The sequence below is a fragment of the Ancylobacter sp. 3268 genome (genome assembly GCF_031456575.1).
In the GTDB taxonomy this organism is placed as follows: domain Bacteria; phylum Pseudomonadota; class Alphaproteobacteria; order Rhizobiales; family Xanthobacteraceae; genus Ancylobacter.
Genome location: NZ_JAVDUX010000009.1, coordinates 194,995 through 216,804 on the forward strand (window position 1 = coordinate 194,995; position 21,810 = coordinate 216,804).

Sequence of the window (21,810 nt, forward strand, 5' to 3'; positions counted from 1 at the left end):
GCCGGCATTCTCCAGCTCACACCGCCTCGGCGTCGCCATCCGAACGCGGGTCGTGCGTGCCCTCGACGTTCCCCTTAGGGTGCCATACCACCGCCCCGGCATGGCCCATCGTGTCGCTATAGGCCTCCGGCAGCACGCCGAGCTCGTGGCCGGCGCGCGACAGGTCGTCGGCGACGCGCGAATCGAAGGCACCCTCGACCCGCAGCCCGATGGTGTCGTCGCCCCAGGTGCGGCCGAGCAGCCAGCGCGGCCGCGCCACCGCCTGGCCGAGCGGCACGCCGAACAGCCCGTAGCGGCTCATCACCGCCGCATTGCTCTGCGGCTGGCCCTCGCCGCCCATGCAGCCGAAGGCGACCACGCGCCCGTCGGCCAGCTCGGCCATGCAGGGGTTCAGCGTGTGGAACGGCCGCCTCCCCGGCTCCAGCGGGTTCACCACCTGGGGGTCGAGCGAGAAGGAGGCGCCGCGATTCTGCAGCAGCACCCCGGTCGCCGGCGAGACGACGCCGGAACCGAACTCCCAGTAGATCGACTGGATGTAGGAGACGCAGATGCCGCTCTTGTCGGTGGCGCCCAGCCACACCGTGTCGCCGCGCGCGGCCTTTTGCGGCCAGGGCAGGGCGCGGCGCCCGTCGATCGCCGCCGCCTCGCGCGCCAGCGTCGCCGGGGTGAGGAAGGAGGCCGGATCGGCGGTCAGGCGCGCATAGTCGGTCACCACCCTGTCGCGGACCAGGAAGGCGCGCTTGGTCGCCTCGACGAGGCCGTGGACATGGGCGAAGCCCTCGGGCTCGGTCACGCCCAGCCGGTCGAAGATGCCGAGGATCATCAGGCTGGCCAGCCCCTGCGTCGGCGGCGGCGAGCCCCAGAGCGTCATCCCGCGCAGCGTCGCCGCCAGCGGCTTGCGCTCGACCGCGCGATAGGCCTGGAGATCGGCGCGGGTCACCGGCGAGCCGACGCGCTCGAGATCGGCGGCGAGCTCGCGCCCGACATCGCCACGGTAGTAATCGTCGAGGCCGGCGCCGGCGAGGTGTTCCAGCGTGTCGGCGAGACGCCCGGCGCGCTGCAGCGTCCCGGCCTCCGGCGGCTTGCCTTCCGCGAGATAGGCGGCCGCGAAGCCCGGCACGTCCTTCAGCTCGCCGAGCTTCTCCGCCGTCAGCCGCGCCTGCGAGGCGGAGACCGGCGTGCCCTCGCGCGCATGGGCGATCGCGTTCTCCAGCAGCCGCTTCAGCGGCATCCTTCCACCCAGCCCCCGCGCCATCTCCAGCGCCAGCATCCAGCCGCCGACCTGCCCGGGCACGGTGAGCGCGGCGAGCGGCCCGCGCGTGGGGATCGCGTCATGGCCGGCATGGCGGTAGAAGGCCGGCGTCGCCCTGGCGCCGGCGAATCCGGCCGCCTCGATATAGGCCACCCGGCCGGACGGGCCGCGGATCAGCCAGAAGCCGTCACCGCCCATCTGGTTCATGTGCGGATAGACCACCGCGATGGTGGCGGCGGCGGCGAGCATGGCCTCGACGGCGTTGCCGCCCTCTTCCAGCACGGCGCGGCCGGCGAGCGACGCCAGCCGGTGCGGCGCGGCGACCACCCCGCGGCCGCCGTGCCGGCTCTCATGTGCGGCGAAGCGATCCATGTCCCCGACCCCCCATGTCCTCAACCTTTCGTCCGGCGCCGAATCACGCTCGCGTGCGGCGACTTGACCGGCGCGGCCGGGCATAGCAGGTTGCGCCCCGTCATTTAAGGCAAGAGTCAAGGCTGGGAAGACTGATGAGCACGGGCCGTCGCATCCGCTGGGACCATGTCAGCACGGTGGTGAGCGCCGCCATTCTGCTGGGAGCCGAGCTCATCGGCGCCGGCCTTGCCGCCGGCTGGGCGGTGGCGGCGCTGTTCAATGCCGGCTGGGTGACGGAGCTGATCTTCGAGGGCGCCTTCGGCCTGCTCGCCATCTACGGCATCTACCGCTTCATCATGAAGGCCAAGAGCGTCGAGCCCTTCGTCGAGGGCTAGGCGTCCGCCGACGGCGCGGCCGGCGCCGGCTCCGATTCCAGCAGCGCCTTCAGCCGCGCGAGATCGCGGCGCACCCAGTCGGCATCGGCGGCGAACGCCGCCTCGCTCACGCCCGCGCGCTGGAACAGGCAGAACACCACCTCGCTGCCATCGCCATTGGCGACCACCCGCATCGGGTTGTACATCGGCGCACCGTCTTCGGGGATCAGCGTGTGGTCGAGCACGCCATGCTGGTTCGGCGGGGTGAAGCGCACCCGCATCGGGCCGAGCGGGGTCTCCACCTGCCAATCGGTGCCGCCGAGCGGCGTGAATCCTTTGCCGAGCCCTTATGCCCATTCCGGAAAATTCGCCGGCTCGCAAAGAAACGCCCGCACCTGCTCATAGGGGCGCGCTATGCCGATGCCGATATGCAGAGCGGGTTGAACCGCCATCGCCGCCTCCGCAATCAATCAAGAACGAAAACAGAACACACCCGCTCCCTGCTGGCAAGCACCGGCGGACGGCCAGGAGCGGCCCCGCCGCGCAGTGCCGGGCCGCGGCAGCCGATTCCGCCATCGGGCGATGCGGGAAAATTCCTGCAAAAACCCGCTTGCATGTGACGGCGAATGTCCCTACATCACGCCTCGCCCAATATTCGCACGTGCCTGTGGTCGCGTGCCGGTCGGCGGAAGTCCGGACAAGAGGCCGGAAAGTCGCCAGGAAGATCGGTAGCCGGAGGCGAAACCGGCGCACTCAGCTCTCAGCTGGGAACGTGACTTGAAGCAACGACGTAGCGGGCTTTTTTGGTCTCTGTCGGCCCTCCAAAGGTCGGGAAACTGAAGAGGCACTACTTCTTGCCGGGCGTGCGGTCGGGTTTCCCGTACCAAGCGAAGGCATCGATCGAACGGTCGCGCTCTCCACATGCGCGCCGAACGCATCGCTGCCACGGCTCCACTTCATCCGGCCAAGCGGCAAAAACCGTGCGGCCGGCGAACGGAGGCGCATTCTCGCCACCGACGCGGCTCATTGGCGCCGCGCGGGCGAGGGATCGTCTCCACGGGTCGCAGCTTCGGGTCAGTGGGAGAGCGCCATGACCGACCGTATTCGCGAGTTCCTCCGCAACCGACGTGAGGAAGGTCCCTGCGTCGTCGTCGATCTCGACGTCGTGCGCGCCAATTACGGCGCCTTCGCCCACGCGCTGCCGGACACCCGCGTCTTCTATGCGGTGAAGGCTAACCCGGCGCCGGAGATCCTTTCCCTGCTCGCCGAGCTGGGCTCCTGCTTCGATTGCGCCTCGGTCGCCGAGATCGAGATGGCGCTCGCCGCCGGCGCCACGCCGGACCGCGTCTCCTATGGCAACACCATCAAGAAGGAGCGCGACATCGCCCGCGCCTTCGCGCTGGGCGTGCGGTTGTTCTCGGTCGATTGCGAGGTCGAGGTGGAGAAGATCGCCCGCGTCGCCGCCGGCTCCAAGGTGTTCTGCCGCATCCTGTGCGACGGTGCCGGCGCCGAATGGCCGCTGTCGCGCAAGTTCGGCTGCGAGCCGGAGATGGCGGTCGACGTGCTGGAGCACGCCCATCGCCTCGGGCTGGAGGCGCATGGCGTCTCCTTCCATGTCGGCTCGCAGCAGAAGAACGTCGAGGCGTGGGATTCGGCGCTCGCCTCCGCGTCGGCGATCTTCCGCGCCTGCGCGGAACGCGGCTTCACCCTGTCGCTGGTCAATCTCGGCGGTGGTTTCCCGACGAAGTACCTGCAGGACGTGCCGGCGGCCGAGGCCTATGGCGAATCGATCTTCCGCGCCCTGTCGCGTCACTTCGGCAACGCCATCCCGCAGACCATCATCGAGCCGGGCCGCGGCATGGTCGGCGGCGCCGGCCTGATCGAGGCCGAGGTGGTGCTGATCTCGAAGAAGTCGGCGACCGACACCATGCGCTGGGTCTATCTCGACATCGGCAAGTTCGGCGGCCTCGCCGAGACGATGGACGAGGCGATCCGCTACCCGATCCGCACCGCGCGGGACGGCGACGCGATGGAGCCCTGCGTGCTGGCCGGCCCGACCTGCGATTCGGCCGACGTCCTCTATGAGAAGACCCCGATCGAGCTGCCGATCTCGCTCGCCATCGGCGACAAGGTGCTGATCGAGGCCACCGGCGCCTACACCACCACCTATTCGGCGGTGGCGTTCAACGGCTTCGATCCGCTGCGCTCCTATGTGATCTGAGCCGGCACGAGCTGGCTCCTGAGTGCTCCCCGCGGCCGGTTCTCTGGTCGCGAAGCGTCGCCGCGCCGCCCGCAATCGGCGCGGCGACGGGAGCATCCCGGATCACTATCCGGGCATCGTGTCGGGCGGAAATCAAGCCGCCGCAGCGGAACCATCCCGCCGCACCGGGTCTTTCACCATTCCTTTTCACCTCTTTTGCCCGCCATGCCGGGTGTTGGAGGCCGTCAATGGAACGTGCCGTCACCGATCTCGCCGCCGCCCTGATCCCCGCTCCGGCCGACTTCGCCGGTCCCGCGCCCGCGATCTCGCTGGAGCGCGCGGCGGACGTCGTCCAGCGCGAGGCGCTGCTCGACCTCGCCTTCGGCCGCGCCGCCCGCTTCAGCAAGACCTCGGAGCGCCTGCGCGAGGGCCGCATGCCGGCGGAGGGGCTCGCCTTCGCCGCCCATGGCGCCGATGGCCGGGTGGTCGGCACGCTCAGGCTGTGGCACGTCACGGCGGGCCCGGGCCGGCCGGCGCTGCTGCTCGGCCCGCTGGCGGTGCACCCGTGGTTCCGCGACCGCGGCCTCGGCAAGGCGATGATGGTCACCGCCATCAACGAGGCCACCCGCCTCGGCCATGGCGCCATCCTGCTGGTCGGCGACGCGCCCTATTACGCCCGCTTCGGCTTCGAGCGCTCCCTCACCGATGGGCTGTGGCTGCCGGGTGCCTTCGAGCGCGCCCGCTTCCTCGGCCTGGAGCTGCGGGCGGGTGCGCTGAAGGGCGCGCGTGGCCTCGTCAGCCCCACCGGCGATTTCCTCGCCGCCCCCAGCCTCAGCGAGCTGATCGCCCGCGAATCCGTGCCCGCCGTGCTCAAGCGCTCGGCGTGAGGCGCGAGCGCCTTCCCCTCGGACTAAGGTCCGACCGGCAGGGAGGCGCTTTCGGTTCGACGGGTTGACGCATGTTCCGACGGCCGGGCCCTCGTGACGCCTTTCGTGCGGCACGGCCGGCGCGGAACATGCTCCGGCGCCGCCCCGGTGCGGAGACCGCTTGCATGCGGTCCCCCGGGGCGGCGTCCGCCGCCTGTCACCGCGACGTCACGCGCGCGTCATCACCCGCGCGGCAGGCTCGTCCGGTGCTGGGGCGGCGTCGCTATTGACGTCGTATCCCCGCCCCACCATGGTGCCCCCACCCAAAAGTATTGAGGCCAACAAAGGAGTGTCCCAGAGAATGTCGGTCTGGCCGGTCTATGGAAAAATCGACGGTCCCATCGTGATGATCGGCTTCGGCTCGATCGGGCGTGGCACCCTGCCGCTTCTCGAACGGCACTTCGACTTCGACAAGGACCGTCTCACCGTCATCGATCCGGTCGACGACAACCGCGCCCTCCTCGACGAGCGTGGCATCACCTTTCTGCAGCTGGCGATCACCAAGGAGAACTACCGCGAAATCCTGACGCCGCTGCTGACCACTGGCGGGCGCGGCTTCGTGATCAATCTCTCGGTCGATACCGGCTCGGTCGACATGATGACGCTCGCCCGCGAGTTGGGCGCGCTCTATATCGACACCGTGGTGGAGCCCTGGCTCGGCTTCTATTTCGACAAGAACGCCACCCCGGCGAGCCGCTCCAACTACGCCCTGCGCGAGAGCATGCTGGCCGCCAAGCGCGCCAATCCGGGCGGGCCGACCGCGATCTCCTGCTGCGGCGCCAATCCGGGCATGGTGTCGTGGTTCGTCAAGCAGGCGCTGGTCGACATCGCCACCGACACCGGCCTGGCCTTCGAGGAGCCGACCTCGCGCGAGGGCTGGGCGGCGCTGATGCAGCAGCTCGGCATCAAGGGCATCCACATCGCCGAGCGCGACACCCAGCGCGCCCATGATCCCCGGCCGTTCGGCAAGTTCGTCAACACCTGGTCGGTCGAGGGCTTCGTCTCGGAAGGCCTGCAGCCGGCCGAGCTCGGCTGGGGCACCCACGAGAAGTGGCTGCCGGATACCGCCCGCTCGCATAATCAGGGCTCCGGCGCGGCGATCTACCTGCTGCAGCCCGGCGCCACCACCCGCGTGCGCACCTGGTGCCCGAGCCTCGGGGCGCAGCACGGCTTCCTGGTCACCCATAACGAGTCGATCTCGATCGCCGACTATTACACCGTGCGCAACGGCGCCCAGGTCGCCTACCGCCCGACCTGCCACTACGCCTATCATCCCTGCAACGACGCGGTGCTGTCGCTGCACGAGATGTTCGGCGCCGAGGGCAAGTTCCAGGAAAACTGGACCATCCTCAGCGAGCACGAGATCGTCGACGGCCGCGACGAGCTCGGCGTGCTGCTGTTCGGCCATGCCAGGAACGCCTATTGGTACGGCTCGCAGCTCACCATCGAGGAAACCCGCAACCTCGCTCCCTATCAGAGCGCGACCGGTCTTCAGGTGACCTCCGCCGTGCTCGCCGGCATGGTGTGGGCGCTGGAGAACCCGGAAGCCGGCATCGTCGAGACCGACGAGATGGACTATCGCCGCTGTCTCGATGTGCAGAAGCCTTATCTCGGCACGGTGAAGGGCTACTACACCGACTGGACGCCGCTCGAAGGCCGCCCCGGCCTGTTCCCTGAGGACATAGACGAGAGCGACCCCTGGCAGTTCCGCAACGTGCTGGTGCGGTGAGGGCGTCTTTCCGTCGGATCGATGCGCGAAGCGGCCGGGCCTGTCCCGGCCGTTTTCGTTTCGCGGCGGACTGGCATTGCGCCCGGCCGTGCATAACTAGGCTCCGACGTCCATCCTCACCGGAGCAACCGCGTGACCGATCTTTCCGCTTTCCCGATCACCGCCCGCTGGCCCGCCAAGCACCCCGACCGTCTCCAGCTCTATTCCTTCCCCACGCCCAATGGCGTGAAAGTGTCGATCCTGCTGGAGGAGACCGGCCTTCCCTATGAGGCGCACACCGTCAATATCGGCAAGGACGAGAGCTGGACGCCGGAATTCCTGTCGCTCAATCCCAACGGCAAGATCCCGGCGATCCTCGATCCCGACGGCCCGGACGGCAAGCCGCTCGCCTTGTTCGAATCCGGCGCGATCCTCATCTACCTCGCGGAGAAGACCGGGCAGTTCCTGCCGGAGGATCCGGCTGCCCGCTACGAGACCATCCAGTGGGTGATGTTCCAGATGGGCGGCCTCGGCCCGATGTTCGGCCAGCTCGGCTTCTTCCACAAATTCGCCGGCGCGTCCTATGAGGACAAGCGCCCGCGCGAGCGTTACGCCAAGGAGAGCGCCCGCCTCATCCGCGTGCTGGAGGACAGGCTCGAGGGCCGCGACTGGATCATGGGCGACGACTACACCATTGCCGACATCGCCTCGCTGGGCTGGGTGCGCAACCTGGTCGGCTTTTACGGCGCTGCCGAGCTGGTCGGCTATGACGAGCTGAAGAACGTGCCGGCCTGGCTGGAGCGCGGGCTCGCGCGCCCGGCGGTGCAGCGCGGCCTCGAGATCCCGCCCCGCCCGTAAGGCAGGACGCGCCGTGCCGGCCGCTCCGAACGGCTACGGATGGCAGGCACGGCGCAATGGCCTATAAGGCTCGGCACGCGATCCGCCGAGGCGGCGACAAGGCGAAGGACAACCGATGAACAAGCCCGTTCCGGTGCCATCCGGCACCGCTCCCGTCGCCGGGACTTTTCCTCCCGGCCACCCGCCGGTGAAATCCGGGCGGATCGGCGTGCTCATCGTCAATCTCGGCACGCCGGACGGCACCGATTACTGGTCGATGCGCCGCTATCTCAAGGAGTTCCTCTCCGACCGCCGCGTCATCGAGGTGAACCGGGCGCTGTGGTGGTTCCTGCTCAATGTGATCATCCTGTCGAAGCGCCCGCAGGCCAAGGGCCGCGACTATGACACGATCTGGAACCGGCAACTGAACGAGGGCCCGCTGCGCACCATCACCCGCGCCCAGTCGGACAAGCTCGCCGCCCGGCTCGGGCACAAGGACAGCCGCCTCGTCTTCGACTGGGCGATGCGCTACGGCAATCCGTCCATCGCCTCGCGCATCGAGGCGCTGCAAAAGCAGGGCTGCGAGCGCATCCTTCTGGTGCCGCTCTATCCGCAATATGCGGCGGCGACCTCGGCCACCGTCTGCGACGCCGCCTTCGACGCGCTTAAAGCGATGCGCTGGCAGCCGGTGCTGCGCGTCGCGCCGCCCTGGCCGGATGACCCGACCTATATCGACGCCATCGCCTCCTCGATCGAGACCTCGCTCGCTGGGCTGGACTGGGAGCCGGAGCTGGTGCTCGCCTCCTTCCACGGCATTCCGAAGGAGTATTTCGAGAAGGGCGACCCCTATCACTGCTATTGCTACAAGACCGCACGGCTGGTGCGCGAGCGCCTCGGCTGGCCGGAGGGGAGACTGAAGCTCACCTTCCAGTCGCGTTTCGGCAAGGCGGAATGGCTGCAGCCCTACACCGACAAGACGGTGGAGGCGCTGGCGAAATCCGGCGTGAAGCGCCTTGCGGTCATCACGCCGGGCTTCGTCGCCGATTGCCTGGAGACGCTGGAGGAGATCGCCGGCGAGAACGCCGAGATCTTCCACCATAATGGCGGCGAGAAGTTCCACTTCATCCCCTGCCTCAACGACAGCGAGCCGGGCATGGACGTGCTGGAAGGCGTGGTCCGCCGCGAGCTCGCCGGCTGGGCCGATCTGGGCTGAGGCTCGCGGGGTGGGTCGATCTGGGGTAAGAGCGGCGGCAGGCCGAGCCGGCGCGGGGCGATCCCTCTCGCAAGGGGACGCCGACGGAGCGACGCCGTTTCCGATGCCCCCGGCGCGCTGACCGTGCCGTCTCCCTCTCCCGGTCGAGGAGAGGGGTGAGGGGGCTTCGCACGCGGTTTGGCGTCATGTCCGGAAGAGCGGGTGGTCGATCAGGCAAGAAGCCGGCGCCGTGCGTGCTTCGAGGCTCTGCGGCCCGGATCACCTCGGCATGACGGCATGCCTGTTCCGGCAAAGGGTCGACACCTTGAGGGCCCTCTCTTGCCGACAGCGCGGCGATGCCCTCTTAGGGAGGTCAATGCCGATCAGCCTCCGAGAGCATGACGCAGACTGTTGACTCGCCACGGCGACCCTCGTCCCGAGGCAACGGGCCGATGGCCGAGCCTCGAATGAGCCTCCAGCTCATGCGCCGGAACGGGCCTTCCGGATCACGTTCCAAACGGCCCCGCTTCGTCGCCTACGCCGTCCTTCGATACTGCCGTTCGATCTCCAGCAGCTTCTGCTTGCGCCACAGCCCGCCGCCATAGCCGGTGAGCGCGCCGTCGGCGCCGATCACCCGGTGGCAGGGAATGATCAGGGCGAGCTGGTTGGCGCCGTTCGCCCGCGCCACCGCACGCACCGCCGCCGGCTGGCCGATGCGGTGGGCGATCTCGCCATAGGAGCGGGTCTCGCCGGGTGGAATCTGCCGCAGCTCCGCCCATACCGCGCGGGTGAAGGCGCTGCCGTGCAAGGCCAGCGGCGTGGCGAACGACGCCGATTCGCCGGCGAAGAACCGCCCGAGCTCGGCGCGGATCTGCTCGGTCGGCGCCGTGGTGCCGATGCCGATCTCGCCCTTGGCCAGCGTGGCGAGCTTGCCGAGCTCGGTCGGCAATGCCCGACGGTCGATGAATTCGAGCAGATGCAGCTGCGAGGCGCTCGACAAGGCGAGCATGTCGCCGATCGGGGTGGCGATCCAGTCGGCCAGGAGCAGCCCGCGCCCGGTGAGTTCGCCCGGCGCGCGGCCGATCAGCCGGGCGAAGGCGGCGCGGAAGGCGCTCGGCGAGGCGAAGCCGGCCTCCTGCTGCGCGGCGATCACCGAGCCGCCCAGCGCCAGCGTCTCGAAGCCCTCGCGCAGGCGGCGCTGCCGCGCCATCTCGATGAAGGTCATGCCGAAATGCCGCTTGAAGCTGCGCCGCACCGTGGAGAGGTCGAAGCCCAGGCGCTCCACGTCGCCCTCGCTCCAGCGCCGCTCCGGCCGCGCGTCGAGCGCGGCCAGCAGCGCCGCGATCACCGGGTCGGCCGCGGCGGCCGGTTGCAGCGGATGGCACCGCTTGCAGGGGCGGAACCCGGCCTCGATGCAGGCGCCGATTGTGGCGTGGAAGCTGCAATTGCCGGCCAGCGGCTTGCGGGCCGGGCAGGTCAGCCGGCAGAACACGCCGGTGGTGGCGACGCAGACGAAGGCGCGACCCTCATAGCGGTCGTCGCGGTCGATGAGCGCGCGATAAAGCGTCTCGTGGTCGGGCAGATCGAACAGCATGCGGCGAATCTAGCAGGCGCCGCGGATGCTGCCGCCGCAAATCGGGCATCTATTTCGGATTCCGCCCGGCGGGGGACAGTCCCGGGTCAGTCCGCCGCGAGAATGTGGTTGCGCACCAGCGGGTAGACCTGCCCCTGCCAGCGCCGCCCGGAGAATACGCCGTAATGGCCGACGCCGGCCTGCATGTGGTGGCGCTTGCGGTGCGGCCGCAGGCTGGAGCACAGATCCTGCGCCGCCACCGTCTGGCCGACGGCGCAGATGTCGTCGCGCTCGCCCTCAACGGTGAGCAGCGCGGTGCGGCGGATGGCGCGCAGATCCACCGTCTCGCCGCGATAGGTCAGCACCCCGCGCGGCAGCTCGTGCTCCTGGAACACGATGCGGATGGTCTCGAGGTAGAACTCGGCGGCGAGGTCGAGCACGGCGAAATACTCGTCGTAGAAGTTCTTCGAGGTCGCCGCCTTCTCGTGCTCGCCCATGGCGAGGTTCTCGAACAGCTCGACATGCGCCTTCACATGCCGGTCCATGTTCATCGCCATGAAGGCGCCGACCTGCACGAAGCCGGGATAGACCCGCCGCCCCGCCCCGCGGAAACCGGGCGGCACCGTGGCGATCAGGTTGTTCTCGAACCAGTCGAGCGGCTTGGAGGTGGCGAGCTCGTTCACCTTGGTCGGGCTGATGCGGGTATCGACCGGGCCGGCCATCAGGGTGATGGAATGCGGCGTCGCCGGGTTGTCCTGCTGGCTCATCACCGCGGTGGCCACCAGCACCTGCACGCAGGGCTGGCACACCGCCAGCGCGTGCGCGCCGGGACCGACGATCTCCAGAAAGCGGATGACGTGCTCGACATAGTCGTCGAAGCCGAACGGACCGGCATTGAGCGGCACGTCGCGGGCATTGTGCCAGTCGGTGACGTAGACGTCGTTCTCCGGCAGCAGCGTCTTCACCGTGCCTTGCAAAAGGGTGGCGAAATGGCCGGAGAGCGGCGCCACCACCAGCACGCGCGGCTGCGGCTGCTCGACATCCTTCTTGAAATGCAGCAGCGAGCCGAAGGGCAGGCTGGCCGTCACCTCCTCGGTCACCGCCACCTCGCGGTTGCCGACCATCACGGTGTCGATGCCGAAGGCCGGGCGCTGGTGACTGAGGCTGAAGCGCTCGAACATCTCCAGCGCCGCGACCATGTTGCGCATCACCACCCCGGCACCCGGCCCCGCCGTCGCGAGGCCCGCCAGCGGCAGGCCGGCCATGGCGCTGCCGCCCATGGCGGTCTCGATCATCCGGCGCGACAGCCGCGCCATGGTACGCAACGGGTCAAGCAGATCGGCCTGGGCCTGATAGGCGGCGTAGATCATGCGCGGCGGGCTCCCGGACGGCACGGCTCACCGGCCCGGTGCGCGGCGGGACGGGGCACCGCTGCCCGGTCCATCCCGCACGCTAGAGCAAAGCCGGAGCCGGCACGATACGACAAAGGGTCTTGACGCTGCGGCAGATCGCGCCCGTCATTCGCGATGGCACGAAGTGTGATTACATGCAGTTCGCCCAAGCCTTCGCCCAAGCCCCGGCCCACGCTTCCGCCAAGGCCTCCGCCAAAGCCCCGTTGCGTCAACACAGGACCAGCTGACATGCCCGCCCCGGCCGCCCCTAAACGCCGTCCGTCGCGGACATCCGCTCCCGCGCCTGCCGAAGCCGCCGCGACGCCGCGGGGCGCGGCCCCCGGCAAGGCGACTGCCAAGGCCACTGCCAAGACACCGGCGGGCAAGCCGGCGCCGTCCCGCCCATCAGCCTCGTCCAGCCCCGAATCCACCCAGCGCTCCGCTCACCGCCCGAAGACCACCCTTACCATCAGTAGCAAGAACTATTCCTCATGGTCGCTGCGCGGCTTCCTGCTGTGCCGCATGGCCGGGCTGGATTTCACCGAAGCCCAGCTTTCCGCCGACGATCCCTCGATCCGCGCCGAGCTGCTGCTGCAGGCCTCCTCTTTCCTGGTGCCGCGGCTGGACCATGCCGGGCTGCGCATCTGGGACACCCTCGCCATCGGCGAATATCTGCATGAAATCGCGCCAGAAGCCGGGCTGCTGCCCAAGGATCGGGCCGCGCGGGCGCATTGCCGCTCGATCTGCGGCGAGATGCATTCGGGCTTTGCCAATCTGCGCTCGGCGCTGCCGATGAACATCAAGGCGCATCATCCCGGCTTCAAGATCTGGACCGGGGCGCAGGCCGATATCGCCCGCATCGTCGCCATCTGGAACGAATGCCTCACCGCGCATGGCGGGCCCTATCTGTTCGGCGCCGCCGCCACCATGGCGGATGCGATGTATGCGCCGGTCTGCTCGCGCTTTTCCACCTATGACGTGCCGCTCGATCCGCTCAGCGCCGCCTATTGCGCCACCATGCTCGCCTTTCCCGCCATGCAGGAATGGAGCGAGGCGGCGCGGGTGGAGCCGGACGAGATGGAGGAGCTCGACGTCGAGTTCTGACGCCGGCACCGGATCGCGGCCATCGCAGGGACATTCGCCGCCCGTCCCCGTCATCCCCGCGATTCAGAGCGTCGCGAAACGTGATGCCGCCGCCGCTTCCGGCTGCCGCCGTTCTCCGCTAATCGGGCGTCCTCACGATGGACGATCCCGATGGCGCAGACCGCGTTCAAGCTGTACGACGACACCATGCCCCCGAGCGAATTCGAGAAGATGCTGGCCGGCGAGCTCTACAGCGCCGCCGATCCGGAGATCCAGGCCTGCGCCGCCGCCGCCTTCGCGTGGATGGCGCGCTACAATGCCTCGCTCGGCCTGTCCGAGGCGGCGCGCGGCGAGTTGCTGCGCCAGCGGCTCGGCAAGGTGGGCGCCGGCACGGTGGTGCGCCCGCCCTTCCATTGCGATTACGGCTTCAACATCCGGCTCGGCGCCGGGGTGTTCCTCAATTTCAACTGCGTCATCCTCGACGTGGTCGAGGTGCGCATCGGCGACGGCAGCCAGATCGGGCCGGGCGTGCAGATCCTCACCGCCGACCATCCGCGCGATCCGGACGAGCGGCGCGGCGGCCTCGAATTCGGCCGCAAGGTGACGGTCGGGCGCAATGTCTGGATCGGCGCCGGGGCGATCATCCTGCCGGGCGTAACCATCGGCGACGACGCGCTGATCGGCGCCGGCGCGGTGGTGACCAAAGACGTCCCCGCCGGCGCCAGGGCGATGGGGAATCCGGCGCGGGTGCGCCAATAGCGGCGCCCGCGACAGGGCGCCGCGCCGTCAGAGCCCCTGCAAGGCCGCTTCCACGCGCGGCCGCACCTCGCCGGAAAGCGGCAGGATCGGCCGCGGCGGCTCAAGCCGGCCGAGGCCGAGCAGCTCGGCGATGACATACATCACCCGGAAGCTGCCGAACTCCCGGAACAACTGCCAGAGCGGCTGGAAGGCGGCGTCGAGGCGCCGGACCTCGGCCGCCTCCCCGGCCTGCGCGGCGCGCAGCAGTTTCAGCGCCGGCACCGGCAGCAGCCCGGCCACCACGCTGTACCAGGCGTCGCCGCCGGCCAGCAGCGCATCGGCCGCCCCCCAGTCGCCGCTATAGCCGATGGCAAAGCCGTCCGGCGTGCGCGCGCGCAGCCGCGCCAGCTCGCCGGCGAAGTCGCCATCGGCGGGCAGCGGCATCTTGATGGCGGCGATGTTCGGCACCCGCGTCAGCCGGGCGATCAGATCCTCGCCGAAGATGAATTTGGTGGTGCCGGGATTGTTGTAGATGCACAGCGGCAGTTCGCCGGCCTCGGCGACGGCGGCAATGTGCTGAAACGCCTCCTCCTGGGTCAGCGGCGTGTAGGAGACCGGGGCCAGCAGCAGGCCATCGGCGCCCGCCTTGCGGGCGTCGCGGGCGAGAGCCAGCGCCTCGTCGGTCCGCAGTGCGCCGACGCCGACGATGATCGGCAAATGTCCGCCGACCGCCTCCACCGCGACCCGAACGGCGCGCTGCCGCTCGGCGAGGGTGAGATAGGCATAGCCGCCGGTGCTGCCCAGCAGCCCGAGCGAATCCACCCCCGCCGCCTGGATGCGTTGCACCAGGCGACCGAGCAGGTCCGCCTGCACCTGCCCCTCCGCATCGGTCGGGGTGAGCGAAAAGCCGGACAGGCCGCGAAACAACTGCACGAGAGGCTCCTCACATCCTTCGACAGGGCGGCGCCGGCGCGCCATGCCCGCACTCACGCCCCACTCACCAGCCGGTAGGCGATCATCCACATGGTAACGGCGATCAGCGCTTCCAGCACGCGCCAGGCCGAGGGGTTGGCAAAAATCGGCCGCAGCCCGCCGGCGCCATAGCCGAGAGCGAAGAAGAACAGGAAGGAGCCGCTGGCCGCGCCGGCCGCGAACGACGCCTCGCCGCCGGGAAAACGGGTGGAGACAGTGCCGAGCAGCACGACGGTGTCGAGATAGACATGCGGATTGAGCCAGGTCAGCGCGAGGCAGGTGGCGAGGGTTCGGCGAAAGCTCGACGGGTTCGCCTCGGCGGCGGCCAGCGTTCCGGAGGAGAGCAGGGCGGAGCGGAAGCTCCGGGCGCCATAGAGGATGAGGAATGCCGCGCCGCCATAGCGCATCACCGGATCGAGCCAGGGCAGCAGCGCGGCGATCTGCCGGAAGCTGGTGACGCCCAGCACGATCAGCACGGCGTCGGACAAGGCGCAGGCGAGGCAGACCGCGAACACATGCTCGCGGCGCAGTCCCTGGCGCAGGACGAAGGCATTCTGCGCGCCGATGGCGACGATCAGGCTCAGCCCCATCAGCAGGCCCGTCACAAAAACCGAAACATTCATGGCAGGCACGGCGCTTTCCCAAGGAGACGGATGCGCGATAGCGCGACGAGCGGGTTCAGACGAGTTAATCTTGCTGGTCCCAATTAAGCAGAACTGATCCATGCTCGATTATCCCGCGCTCCGCGCCGTCGCGGCGGTGGTCCAGACCGGAAGCTTCGACCGGGCCGCCCGCCAGCTCGGCGTCACCCCTTCCGCCGTGTCGCAGCGGGTGAAGCAGCTGGAGGAGCGCCTGGGGGTGGTGCTGATCGCGCGCGGCAGCCCCTGCACCGCGACCGAGACCGGGGACTGGCTGTGCCGGCACATGGAGACGGTCGGCATGCTCGAAGGCGAATTGCTCGCGCATCTGCCGGCGCTGATCGATCCGGGCGCGGCCGGGCAGAAGGTAACGCTGCACATCGCCACCAATGCCGACAGTCTCGGCACATGGTTCTTGGCGGCCATGTCGGCCTTCGCCCGCCACTCGCCCTATCTTCTGAACATCGCCGTCGACGATCAGGACCACACCGCCGACTGGCTGCGGCGCGGGCGGGTCATCGCCGCCGTCACCAGCGTGGAAGAGCCGATCGCCGGCTGCCGCCGGACCTCGCTCGGCGCGCTGCGCTATCTGGCGACGGCGAGCCCCGGTTTCATCGCCCGGCATTTTGCCGGCGGCGTGACGCCGCAGGCGATCCTCGAGGCACCGGCGCTGACCTTCAACCAGAAGGACGGCTGCAGGACCGGTGGCTGCGGCAGCAGCTCGGCGTCGATCTCGGCTATCCCACCCATTGGCTGCCCTCGACGCAGAGCTTCATCGAGGCCAGCCTGTCCGGCATGGGGTGGGGGATGAACCCGATCCAGCTGGTGCGGCCGCATCTGCACTCCGGCCGGCTGGTGGAGCTGATCCCCGATACCGCCCTGGACATTCCCCTCTACTGGCAGATCAACCGCCTCGTCGCCGACCGGCTGGCGGCGCTTACCCGCGAGGTGGTGGCGACGGCGCGGCACCATCTGTCGGCCTGACGCTGCATGAAGCCGGGCAGCAACGGCGCGGCGACCGGAACCACCCGGCGCCGGCGCCCGTTCTCCCCACAGCCGAGGAGGACAGAGCATGGTCGATCCCAACGCCCCCGACATCCCGACGCCGCCGGCCCCGGACCTGCCGGAGCCGCCGCGCAGCCCGCAACCCGGCGGGCCGGACATTCCCGTCCCGGCCGACAACCCCGACAGCCCGCCGGCGCCGGTCGAGGATCCCAATCCGCCCGATCCCGGCCCCGACATCCCCCCGCCGGGCCGCGGCGAGCCCGATATCCGCCCCGGCGACATCCCGCAGGAGCTGCCGCCCGACAGCCTGCCGCCGGAGGTCGAGCCGCCGCCCGCGATCTGACGCCGGGGCGCGGTCGGTGCCCTGCCCCGAAAGCAAGCGGGCCGGAAAGCAAGCGCCCCCCAAAGCAAAACGGCCGGCGTGTCGCCACGCCGGCCGTCCCGTGTCTATCGATCAGGCGATCGAGCGGGCGTTACTCAGTCGGCCTTCTCGTTGGCCTTCTTCAGCGCGGCGCCGAGGATGTCGCCCAGCGAAGCGCCGGAATCCTGCGAGCCGAACTGCGCCACGGCTTCCTTCTCCTCGGCGATCTCGAGCGCCTTGATCGAGACCTGCACCTTGCGCGCCTTGCGGTCGAACAGGGTGACGCGGGCATCGAACTTCTCGCCGACGGCGAAGCGGTCCGGACGCTGGTCGCCGCGGTCGCGGGCCAGTTCCGAGCGCTTGACGAAGGTGGTCATGTCGGAGCCGATGATCTTCACCTCGACGCCGCCATCCTTCACGTCGATGACTTCGCAGGTGACGATCGCGCCCTTCTTCAGCTCGCCGGCATCGGCGAAGGGGTCGCCGGCCAGCTGCTTCACGCCGAGCGAGATGCGCTCCTTGTCGACGTCCACATCGAGGACGACCGCCTTGATCACGTCGCCCTTCTTGAACTCGTCGATGACCTGCTCGCCCGGACGGTTCCAGTCCAGGTCCGACAGATGCACCATGCCGTCGACGTCGCCGTCGAGGCCGAGGAAGAGGCCGAACTCGGTCTTGTTCTTGACCTCGCCTTCCACCACGGCGCCGGCCGGATACTTCTCGGCGAAGGCGTCCCAGGGGTTCTGCAGGGTCTGCTTGAGGCCGAGCGAGATGCGGCGCTTGACCGGATCCACCTCGAGGATCGCCACTTCCACTTCCTGCGAAGTGGCGACGATCTTGCCGGGATGGACGTTCTTCTTGGTCCAGCTCATCTCGGAGACGTGGATGAGGCCCTCGATCCCCGGCTCCAGCTCGACGAACGCGCCGTAGTCGGTGATGTTGGTGACGCGACCCTTGAAGCGGGCCTCGACCGGGTACTTGGCCTCGATGCCCTCCCACGGATCGCCGAGCAGCTGCTTCATGCCGAGCGAGATGCGGTGGGTCTCGTGGTTGATCTTGATGATCTTCACCTTGACCGTCTGGCCGATGTTCAGCACCTCGGTCGGGTGGTTCACGCGGCGCCAGGCGATGTCGGTGACGTGCAGCAGGCCGTCAATGCCGCCGAGGTCGACGAACGCACCGTAATCGGTGATGTTCTTGACCACGCCGTCGATGACCTGACCCTCTTCGAGGTTCTGCACCAGCTCGTGGCGCTGCTCGGCGCGGGTCTCTTCGAGGACCGTGCGGCGGGAGACCACGATGTTGCCGCGGCGACGGTCCATCTTGAGGATCTGGAACGGCTGCGGGTTGTGCATAAGCGGGCCGACGTCGCGGATCGGGCGGATGTCCACCTGCGAACGCGGCAGGAAGGCCACGGCGCCGTCGAGATCGACGGTGAAGCCGCCCTTCACCTGGTTGAAGATCACGCCGGTGACCTTCAGCTGGTCGTTGAACGCCTTTTCGAGGCGGACCCAGCTCTCTTCGCGGCGGGCCTTGTCGCGCGAGAGGACGGCCTCGCCGAGCGCGTTCTCGACGCGCTCCAGATAGACCTCGACCTCGTCGCCGACCTTGATGGTCTGGTCGCGGCCGGGGCCGGCAAATTCACGCAGCGCCACGCGGCCTTCGGTCTTGAGACCGATGTCGATGATGGCGAGGTCCTTTTCGATGGCGACGACGATGCCCTTGACGACCGAGCCTTCGGCGGGCTCGGCGACGGAGAAGCTCTCCTCGAGCATCGCGGCGAAATCGTCGCGGGACGCAAGTGCGGTTTGAGTAGCGGACATAAAAGCTCCTAGCCAGTGGATTGCGCCGGACGGGGTTTTGGGCGCCCTTCCCGTCACGGGCACCGGGTCTGGCGATCCCGATGCGGCCTGCCCTTGCGGGCGAGGCCCGGCGCGCTGGCCGTGGCGAGGTGGGCGTAGATATGCGCAAAGGCCGCACCGGCCCGCGGGCAAGGCCCGGAACCGCACGGCTCTCGGCCGGCAGCACCTGGGCCTCACGCGCGAGGGCGCGGGGAGGCCGGGCGGGGCGGACCGGCGGGGGACATATAGTGCATGGAGGCGAGAAAGGCGAGGGGGCATGGACGAGATCAATTCAATGGGTCGCACTTGAGACGACGAACTCCACTATTGGCCTAATCCAAGCGAACATTACATGTTGTTCGGATAGATACATTAAATAAGCAGAATTCTTGACAATCCAGGCAACCGCAAGTATGCCGACGGCAAATTTAGCACCATCAGAGACAAGATCGCTCGCAATACTTGTAGTCTTTCTAAATGATATTCCAATGAATCTGAGGCCTTGTCGCGCAGTTTCCGATATTATATTCAATATACTTTGACATACTGCTAAATCTATCCTTTCGTGTCGCGCAAGTATATCATTTTTACCTTTATAACATCTTCTATAGCTCGTGGTATTTCAGAATCAAATAATTGGTCATCCATAATGGATTTAAATTCCATTACCACATTGTTAGAATCAAACTCGAATTCAATTTCATCATTCCTATATGTATTCCAATCTTTGAAGTTTCTTAGAAAGATTTGACACTGCATCAACGTAGCGGTGATTTGCCGTGCTAAAAATACACTGGTTTCCTCTTCTAGGCTTTCTGTAAATGAGTTTGCAATCTCAACGTTTATCCCAAATTTAATGGGAGAAAAAACTCGATATCTTTAGATATTTCTTCTTTGCACCGATCGAGATATTTGATCAAGCGGGGATCGCAGTTCGAACGATTTGCCTCTTCAACGGCGTCAAGGATAGATTCTCGCAAAGCAATCAATGCTTGCTGGATATTTTTTGAAGAAATACGGGATTCGTAGTTAGAGAGCTCTTTACGTTTAATGTTCTTGGAAGTCGAGATAACTTCAATAGGCGCCGCCTTTTGAGGCGGAATCATCCGCATCAACTCTGCTAAATCCTCGTCCTTTAAAGACGATAAATCAATATCGATCAAATCTTCAGTTTTATCGAAAAGTAATTCTAGGCTGTCCTCCAGCTCAGTTAAGAGACCCCACTCGACTCCAGCGGCTCCAAATTCAGTTATAACATCATTTAGCGTAGAAACGCACCTTTCTATCCGAGAAAAGAAGTATTCCTTATGGTCGGAAAATACGCCAGTTGTTACTTTATAGTCTATAATTGACTTGGTATCATCTATATCGAATATATAATTCCAAAATTCCACCTCAAATTCGTCGAATTGTCTCGAGAAATTTACAAGATCCTTTAATACAACCTTTGATACATCATAAAGAATTTGATTATGAGCTCCATCTAAACTTTCGTTGCAAAATTTAATAATATCTTCACAATGTAGAAATACTTTTTCTTGCGCATCCAAAAATGACATCAGCTTTCCGTCTGCTTCACTAAGCTCAGGTCTGCGCATCTTTGAAAGCCTCTTAAGATAATGAGGCTGAGTATATCGAAACCACTAAAGGCTTCAATTGGACACTGATAAAGATTGGCTTACATCTTCCTCAACCACACATCCATGACCCACCCCTTCCGCGCCTGCATCTCGCCCCGACGCGCAGGATCTCCGCCCACCCCCAACAGCCACCCCGCCCGAAGCACCTCGTCGGTCACCCCTCGCTAGGCGCAGCCGGCACCGCCTCACCTCCGTCCCGCCCGCACCAGCACCGCCGTCGCCAGCAGCGACGCCGCAGCACATATCCCGAGGCACACCAGCCCGGCGGGCGTCAGCCGGCCGGTGCCCTGCAGGCGAATGAGGCTGCCGATCCGCAGGTCGAAGCTGCCGCGGATCTCCTCGGGATGGGCCGGCGCCGGCTCGGCGGGCGGCCCGGTGCGCGGGGCGGGCAGGGTGCCGCTCGGCGCGTCGCTCGTCTCGGTCGCCATCATCGTCCTCCCTGCGGCGCAGGCCGGCGGATCGGCGGCGCGCGCATAAGCGGCGCGATCATGCGGCAAAGCCCGGCGGCGCGGAAGCCATCCGCGCGGATCATGCGCCACAGGCTAGGCGGGCGCACCGGCGGGAGACCGCCCCAGCCACACATCCATCACCCAGCCCTTGCGCGCCCGCGCCTCGGCCCGCAGGCGCAGGATCTCCTCCCCCACCTCGGAAAGCCGCCCCGCCAGCAGCACCTCGTCCTTTGTCCCGAGATAGGCGCCCCACCACAGCTGCCCGTCCCAGCCGCGTTCCATCAGCGCCCGCAGCCCTGCGCCGTCGTCAAGCAGCACCACGAAGGCCGGCGCCTGCGGCGTCGCCTCCGCCACCCGCCGCCCGGTGGTCACCTCCACCGCCTCGCCAATGCCGTTGAGCGGGATGCGGTGCGCCGCGCACAGCGCCTGCACGGCGGTGATGCCCGGCACCACCTCCACCGCGAAGGCAAGGCCCGCCCCGGCGGCCCGCTCCAGCACCCGCAGGGTCGAATCGTAGAGCATCGGGTCGCCCCAGACGAGCAGCGCCCCGGTGCCGCCCTCGGGCACCTCCTGCGCGATCGCCCGCGCCAGCAGCGCCGCCCGCGCGGCGTGCCAGGCCTCGACCCCGGCGCGGTAGCCGCCCGTGCTGTCGCGCCCCTGCGGCTCCCGCGCCGGGCTCGCCAGCGTCACCGTCCGCCACGGCGCCCGGCGATGCGCGGCGAGGATCGCCTCGCGCATCGCGATCAGTTCGGCCGCCGCCTCGCCCTTGTCGAGCAGCAGGAACACATCGGCGCGGTTGATCGCCGCGACGGCCCGCAGCGTCAGCGCGGCGGGGTCGCCCATGCCGATGCCGATGACCAGCACGCGCCGGCTCATTCCCCGGTCGCGTCCTCGCGCGCGGCAAAGACGCGGCGGGCGACGAACAGCGCGTTCAGCGCCGCCGGGAAGCCGGCATAGAGCGCCATCTGCATGATGGTCTCCACCACCTCGTCGCGGGTGGCGCCGCAATTCAGCGCCGAGCCGATATGCACCTCCAGCTCCCGCTCGGCATGGCCGAGGGCCACCAGCCCGGCGACGGTGGCCAGCATGCGGGTGCGCAGATCGAGGCCGGGGCGGGAATAGATGTCGCCATAGCCGAACTCGAAAATATAGCGGGCGAAATCGGGGGCGATGTCGGCCAGCGCCGCCATCACCTGCTCGCCGGAGCGGCCGGTGATCTCGGCCAGCTTCGCCTGTCCCCGCGTCAGCCGGTCGGTTTCGTTCTCATCGGTCATCGCGC

Annotated in this window: 20 protein-coding genes and 1 pseudogene; 10 read left to right on the forward strand and 11 right to left on the reverse strand. The window is 67.5% G+C overall.

Annotation, left to right across the window (positions count from 1 at the left end):
* Positions 1 to 16: 16 nt before the first annotated feature.
* Positions 17 to 1,624, reverse strand: coding sequence for a gamma-glutamyltransferase (locus J2X65_RS14655; RefSeq protein ID WP_310202239.1), 1,608 nt, complete (start codon positions 1,622 to 1,624; stop codon positions 17 to 19).
* A gap of 134 nt (positions 1,625 to 1,758) precedes the next feature.
* On the opposite strand from J2X65_RS14655, the gene J2X65_RS14660 reads away from it, so the two are divergent.
* Positions 1,759 to 1,998: a hypothetical protein gene (locus J2X65_RS14660; RefSeq protein WP_310202241.1), complete on the forward strand. Its 240-nt coding sequence runs from the start codon at positions 1,759 to 1,761 to the stop codon at positions 1,996 to 1,998.
* Here J2X65_RS14660 and J2X65_RS14665 read toward each other — a convergent pair.
* Complete coding sequence (locus J2X65_RS14665) at positions 1,995 to 2,279, reverse strand: hypothetical protein (protein ID WP_310202243.1); 285 nt, start codon at positions 2,277 to 2,279, stop codon at positions 1,995 to 1,997. The genes J2X65_RS14660 and J2X65_RS14665 overlap by 4 nt on opposite strands.
* A 788-nt stretch (positions 2,280 to 3,067) precedes the next feature.
* On the opposite strand from J2X65_RS14665, the gene J2X65_RS14670 reads away from it, so the two are divergent.
* From J2X65_RS14670 to hemH, 5 genes are all read left to right on the forward strand, one after another.
* The gene (locus tag J2X65_RS14670) at positions 3,068 to 4,198 is read left to right on the forward strand and encodes a type III PLP-dependent enzyme (protein WP_310202245.1); all 1,131 of its coding nucleotides are present in this window, start codon (positions 3,068 to 3,070) and stop codon (positions 4,196 to 4,198) included.
* A gap of 227 nt (positions 4,199 to 4,425) precedes the next feature.
* Positions 4,426 to 5,064: an N-acetyltransferase gene (locus J2X65_RS14675; protein ID WP_310202247.1), complete on the forward strand. Its 639-nt coding sequence runs from the start codon at positions 4,426 to 4,428 to the stop codon at positions 5,062 to 5,064.
* Between the two features lie 340 nt (positions 5,065 to 5,404).
* Positions 5,405 to 6,832, forward strand: a complete 1,428-nt coding sequence (locus J2X65_RS14680) for a homospermidine synthase (RefSeq protein ID WP_310202249.1) — start codon at positions 5,405 to 5,407, stop codon at positions 6,830 to 6,832.
* Positions 6,833 to 6,964: 132 nt separating this feature from the next.
* Entirely contained in the window at positions 6,965 to 7,669 is a 705-nt protein-coding gene (locus J2X65_RS14685; protein WP_310202251.1) for a glutathione S-transferase N-terminal domain-containing protein, read from the forward strand.
* Positions 7,670 to 7,784: 115 nt separating this feature from the next.
* A complete protein-coding gene (hemH, locus tag J2X65_RS14690) occupies positions 7,785 to 8,861 on the forward strand; it encodes a ferrochelatase (RefSeq protein WP_310202253.1) in 1,077 nt (358 codons plus the stop codon).
* 514 nt (positions 8,862 to 9,375) lie between these two features.
* Here the strand turns inward: hemH and J2X65_RS14695 are convergent.
* The gene (locus J2X65_RS14695; protein ID WP_310202254.1) at positions 9,376 to 10,434 is read right to left on the reverse strand and encodes a trifunctional transcriptional activator/DNA repair protein Ada/methylated-DNA--[protein]-cysteine S-methyltransferase; all 1,059 of its coding nucleotides are present in this window, start codon (positions 10,432 to 10,434) and stop codon (positions 9,376 to 9,378) included.
* Between the two features lie 86 nt (positions 10,435 to 10,520).
* The gene (locus tag J2X65_RS14700; RefSeq protein ID WP_310202256.1) at positions 10,521 to 11,783 is read right to left on the reverse strand and encodes a polyhydroxyalkanoate depolymerase; all 1,263 of its coding nucleotides are present in this window, start codon (positions 11,781 to 11,783) and stop codon (positions 10,521 to 10,523) included.
* Positions 11,784 to 12,272: 489 nt separating this feature from the next.
* Here J2X65_RS14700 and J2X65_RS14705 point away from each other — a divergent pair, with 489 nt between their 5' ends.
* Together J2X65_RS14705 and J2X65_RS14710 are read left to right on the forward strand one after the other, a co-directional pair.
* Positions 12,273 to 12,908 carry a glutathione S-transferase gene (locus J2X65_RS14705; RefSeq protein ID WP_310202312.1) on the forward strand — a complete coding sequence of 212 codons (636 nt, stop codon included), beginning with the start codon at positions 12,273 to 12,275 and terminating at the stop codon, positions 12,906 to 12,908.
* A 186-nt stretch (positions 12,909 to 13,094) separates the two neighbouring features.
* The gene (locus J2X65_RS14710; protein ID WP_310202313.1) at positions 13,095 to 13,646 is read left to right on the forward strand and encodes a sugar O-acetyltransferase; all 552 of its coding nucleotides are present in this window, start codon (positions 13,095 to 13,097) and stop codon (positions 13,644 to 13,646) included.
* A 27-nt stretch (positions 13,647 to 13,673) separates the two neighbouring features.
* Here the strand turns inward: J2X65_RS14710 and J2X65_RS14715 are convergent, their stop codons facing one another.
* Both J2X65_RS14715 and J2X65_RS14720 read right to left on the reverse strand, forming a co-directional pair.
* On the reverse strand, positions 13,674 to 14,603 hold the full coding sequence (locus tag J2X65_RS14715) for a dihydrodipicolinate synthase family protein (protein WP_310202258.1): 930 nt from the start codon (positions 14,601 to 14,603) through the stop codon (positions 13,674 to 13,676).
* Positions 14,604 to 14,611: 8 nt separating this feature from the next.
* Positions 14,612 to 15,220 carry a LysE/ArgO family amino acid transporter gene (locus J2X65_RS14720; protein ID WP_310202315.1) on the reverse strand — a complete coding sequence of 203 codons (609 nt, stop codon included), beginning with the start codon at positions 15,218 to 15,220 and terminating at the stop codon, positions 14,612 to 14,614.
* Positions 15,221 to 15,320: 100 nt separating this feature from the next.
* On the opposite strand from J2X65_RS14720, the pseudogene J2X65_RS14725 reads away from it, so the two are divergent.
* Together J2X65_RS14725 and J2X65_RS14730 are read left to right on the forward strand one after the other, a co-directional pair.
* A pseudogene (locus tag J2X65_RS14725) lies at positions 15,321 to 16,219 on the forward strand (LysR family transcriptional regulator ArgP).
* Between the two features lie 88 nt (positions 16,220 to 16,307).
* Complete coding sequence (locus J2X65_RS14730) at positions 16,308 to 16,583, forward strand: hypothetical protein (RefSeq protein WP_310202260.1); 276 nt, start codon at positions 16,308 to 16,310, stop codon at positions 16,581 to 16,583.
* Between the two features lie 134 nt (positions 16,584 to 16,717).
* Here J2X65_RS14730 and rpsA read toward each other — a convergent pair whose 3' ends face one another.
* From rpsA to J2X65_RS14755, 5 genes are all read right to left on the reverse strand, one after another.
* Positions 16,718 to 18,424, reverse strand: coding sequence for a 30S ribosomal protein S1 (gene rpsA, locus J2X65_RS14735; RefSeq protein ID WP_310202262.1), 1,707 nt, complete (start codon positions 18,422 to 18,424; stop codon positions 16,718 to 16,720).
* 860 nt (positions 18,425 to 19,284) lie between these two features.
* Positions 19,285 to 20,040: a hypothetical protein gene (locus J2X65_RS14740; RefSeq protein ID WP_310202265.1), complete on the reverse strand. Its 756-nt coding sequence runs from the start codon at positions 20,038 to 20,040 to the stop codon at positions 19,285 to 19,287.
* Between the two features lie 227 nt (positions 20,041 to 20,267).
* Positions 20,268 to 20,510 (reverse strand): hypothetical protein, encoded by a 243-nt coding sequence (locus J2X65_RS14745; protein ID WP_310202267.1) that lies wholly within the window; start codon positions 20,508 to 20,510, stop codon positions 20,268 to 20,270.
* A gap of 114 nt (positions 20,511 to 20,624) precedes the next feature.
* Positions 20,625 to 21,407: a precorrin-6A synthase (deacetylating) gene (gene cobF / locus J2X65_RS14750; RefSeq protein ID WP_310202268.1), complete on the reverse strand. Its 783-nt coding sequence runs from the start codon at positions 21,405 to 21,407 to the stop codon at positions 20,625 to 20,627.
* Entirely contained in the window at positions 21,404 to 21,805 is a 402-nt protein-coding gene (locus tag J2X65_RS14755) for a carboxymuconolactone decarboxylase family protein (RefSeq protein ID WP_310202271.1), read from the reverse strand. Before J2X65_RS14755 ends, cobF begins: the two co-directional genes overlap by 4 nt.
* Between the last annotated feature and the right edge of the window lie 5 nt (positions 21,806 to 21,810).

What these genes read in the sequence shown, in the direction of transcription:
- J2X65_RS14720 (WP_310202315.1), bottom strand. Translation starts at nt 15,220, where the DNA reads ATGAATGTTTCGGTTTTTGTGACGGGCCTGCTGATGGGGCTGAGCCTG.
- J2X65_RS14675 (WP_310202247.1), top strand. Translation starts at nt 4,426, where the DNA reads ATGGAACGTGCCGTCACCGATCTCGCCGCCGCCCTGATCCCCGCTCCG.
- J2X65_RS14655 (WP_310202239.1), bottom strand. Translation starts at nt 1,624, where the DNA reads ATGGATCGCTTCGCCGCACATGAGAGCCGGCACGGCGGCCGCGGGGTG.
- J2X65_RS14660 (WP_310202241.1), top strand. Translation starts at nt 1,759, where the DNA reads ATGAGCACGGGCCGTCGCATCCGCTGGGACCATGTCAGCACGGTGGTG.
- J2X65_RS14755 (WP_310202271.1), bottom strand. Translation starts at nt 21,805, where the DNA reads ATGACCGATGAGAACGAAACCGACCGGCTGACGCGGGGACAGGCGAAG.
- J2X65_RS14710 (WP_310202313.1), top strand. Translation starts at nt 13,095, where the DNA reads ATGCCCCCGAGCGAATTCGAGAAGATGCTGGCCGGCGAGCTCTACAGC.
- hemH (WP_310202253.1), top strand. Translation starts at nt 7,785, where the DNA reads ATGAACAAGCCCGTTCCGGTGCCATCCGGCACCGCTCCCGTCGCCGGG.
- cobF (WP_310202268.1), bottom strand. Translation starts at nt 21,407, where the DNA reads ATGAGCCGGCGCGTGCTGGTCATCGGCATCGGCATGGGCGACCCCGCC.
- J2X65_RS14695 (WP_310202254.1), bottom strand. Translation starts at nt 10,434, where the DNA reads ATGCTGTTCGATCTGCCCGACCACGAGACGCTTTATCGCGCGCTCATC.
- rpsA (WP_310202262.1), bottom strand. Translation starts at nt 18,424, where the DNA reads ATGTCCGCTACTCAAACCGCACTTGCGTCCCGCGACGATTTCGCCGCG.
- J2X65_RS14745 (WP_310202267.1), bottom strand. Translation starts at nt 20,510, where the DNA reads ATGGCGACCGAGACGAGCGACGCGCCGAGCGGCACCCTGCCCGCCCCG.
- J2X65_RS14680 (WP_310202249.1), top strand. Translation starts at nt 5,405, where the DNA reads ATGTCGGTCTGGCCGGTCTATGGAAAAATCGACGGTCCCATCGTGATG.
- J2X65_RS14670 (WP_310202245.1), top strand. Translation starts at nt 3,068, where the DNA reads ATGACCGACCGTATTCGCGAGTTCCTCCGCAACCGACGTGAGGAAGGT.
- J2X65_RS14715 (WP_310202258.1), bottom strand. Translation starts at nt 14,603, where the DNA reads ATGGCGCGCCGGCGCCGCCCTGTCGAAGGATGTGAGGAGCCTCTCGTG.
- J2X65_RS14730 (WP_310202260.1), top strand. Translation starts at nt 16,308, where the DNA reads ATGGTCGATCCCAACGCCCCCGACATCCCGACGCCGCCGGCCCCGGAC.
- J2X65_RS14740 (WP_310202265.1), bottom strand. Translation starts at nt 20,040, where the DNA reads ATGCGCAGACCTGAGCTTAGTGAAGCAGACGGAAAGCTGATGTCATTT.
- J2X65_RS14700 (WP_310202256.1), bottom strand. Translation starts at nt 11,783, where the DNA reads ATGATCTACGCCGCCTATCAGGCCCAGGCCGATCTGCTTGACCCGTTG.